The sequence below is a fragment of the Pantoea sp. GM01 genome (assembly GCF_000282675.1).
GTDB lineage: Bacteria > Pseudomonadota > Gammaproteobacteria > Enterobacterales > Enterobacteriaceae > Pantoea > Pantoea nemavictus.
Genome location: NZ_AKIU01000102.1, coordinates 1 through 1,798, shown reverse-complemented (window position 1 = coordinate 1,798; position 1,798 = coordinate 1). Strand labels below are relative to the sequence as shown.

1 protein-coding gene and 1 pseudogene are annotated in these 1,798 nt (G+C 40.1%); both read right to left on the bottom strand.

Going from position 1 to position 1,798, the window contains the following annotated elements; all coding sequences use genetic code 11:
- Positions 1–39: 39 nt before the first annotated feature.
- Positions 40–1,098 carry a hypothetical protein gene (locus PMI17_RS24410; protein ID WP_007894160.1) on the bottom strand — a complete coding sequence of 353 codons (1,059 nt, stop codon included), beginning with the start codon at positions 1,096–1,098 and terminating at the stop codon, positions 40–42.
- A pseudogene (locus tag PMI17_RS24405) lies at positions 1,098–1,798 on the bottom strand (hypothetical protein); the annotation flags it as partial. The pseudogene PMI17_RS24405 and the gene PMI17_RS24410, both read right to left, overlap by 1 nt.

Sequence of the window (1,798 nt, the reverse complement as noted above, 5' to 3'; positions counted from 1 at the left end):
GCCAGCCGCACCTGGTAGCATTTGAAAAATGCTACCCATCTATTCATATTGAATAAATACATTTCCCCCATCATCTCGTTTCATTAGTGACCAACTCGCGCGGTGTCGTATGCCGTAAATATCTTCAAACTGCGGAATTGTCTCACCTTGTTTTAGATGAATATATTGGGTTGTTCCGTTGATTGTTGCAGCCCATTGCCCGGTATGAGTTGATATTTCAGCACTCAATTTAGCGATACGAACTTTCTTGCCATGTTGAATGTTTTCCTCACCTAGAGGCCAGTTATAAAGTTCTTCCGGCTTACCTTCTGGGAAAAAACCTTCTGGCGGTACGTCTATATATTCACCTTCAACACGACGAATTAATGTCCAGCCTGTTTCTACCCATTCGGTTTCTGACCAGCTATTACTGGGGTTACCATCTTCATCTATATGATCACTTCGAGTGATCCCTTTGTGCGCGTCAGGCGGATATTGATAATCGGCATAAATAAAACAAGCTGGTGCAAAATCAATATCTGGAAGATAGATTCCCGTAACAGCAGGATTTTCATTCATTTCAATACGCATCGAATAATCAAGTTCATATCGTGGAATTTTTTTAGGAAATTCAAACGTGGGTTCTGATAATATGTTTTTAAAATCATAAGTAAGATCCCCTTCATCCCAAACACAAGATATTGTTCTTGATAGATTATCATCTAATATTGTTGCGAGATATTCTTTGTTTGAAATGAGAGTTCCTTCTTCACTCGTCATCCAGCCATCCCAGAACTCAACAACCCCCCTTCGAATATTACTCATTGCATGTCCTATATCGTAGGCCCTAGGATCTTCATGAGTTCTTAAAATATAGGCCTGATTATACCTCTGTTTGAGAGGGCGTATATTTCCCATCACTCTATTCTCCCAAACAATATCAGCCTGCTGCCATAAAGGCAGCTTGCGAATATTAAGTGGCAACTCTTTTTTGTATCTTTTCAGGGCCATTTCATGGGCATCAATATACTCAATTATTGCATCACGCGTCGCAGCATAGTGCTCAGGAGATGTGAATCTTTCAAGTAAATAGCATTCCTGTGGGTGTAAAATCGCCATCATTTATCCTTTGTCTCGTACCAATTGTGGGTGTTTTCAAGTTTTGGAAGGCCCAAATAAGGGTATTCAGGATCGCTATCAACATCCCCGTATCCCCATCCAGTTTTTTGGCGCGGGCTGGTATATTCTTTTTTTAATTGGGCTGGGTCTAGCACGATTTGATTCCAGCCACCTTCGAGCGAAAACTCAGTTGCACCATCATTGATTTGCGTTGCGGCTCTTCCTTCCCACACTTTTAATGGTTTATCTGGGGGTATGGTATAGCTGACATATTCACCATTTTCATTCCATTTTTTCCAAACTGCAAAATGTCGACGCCAGTCACTTTTTCTGATTAATTTTTTAAATTCAGCTTCATGCATCCAGCAGATATTGTTATCACTTGATGAAGAATCAACAACACGATATATTTTTGTTCCCGGCCTTAACTCTGTAGGTTTTAATGATTTGTCGAATGTATTAAAAGCCCCGTTTGTTGGACTTTTCCTCCCAGATATAAAGGCAATATCAGGCCATCCCTGAGATATATACTTTTGTCCTTGAAACTTATTCAGTGCTTCGAATTTTTTCCTTCTAGCACCTAGATCCACCCAATCAGGCTTTTCTTGCTTAAAAAACTCAATTTCCTTATTAGCTCTTTCAGCACCATATATATGAGAATTCTCACCCACATGAGCACGAAACGAGTTATCACCCTCAA

Coding starts and splice junctions, on each gene's coding strand:
- PMI17_RS24410 (WP_007894160.1), bottom strand. CDS start 1,098: ATGGCGATTTTACACCCACAGGAATGCTATTTACTTGAAAGATTCACA.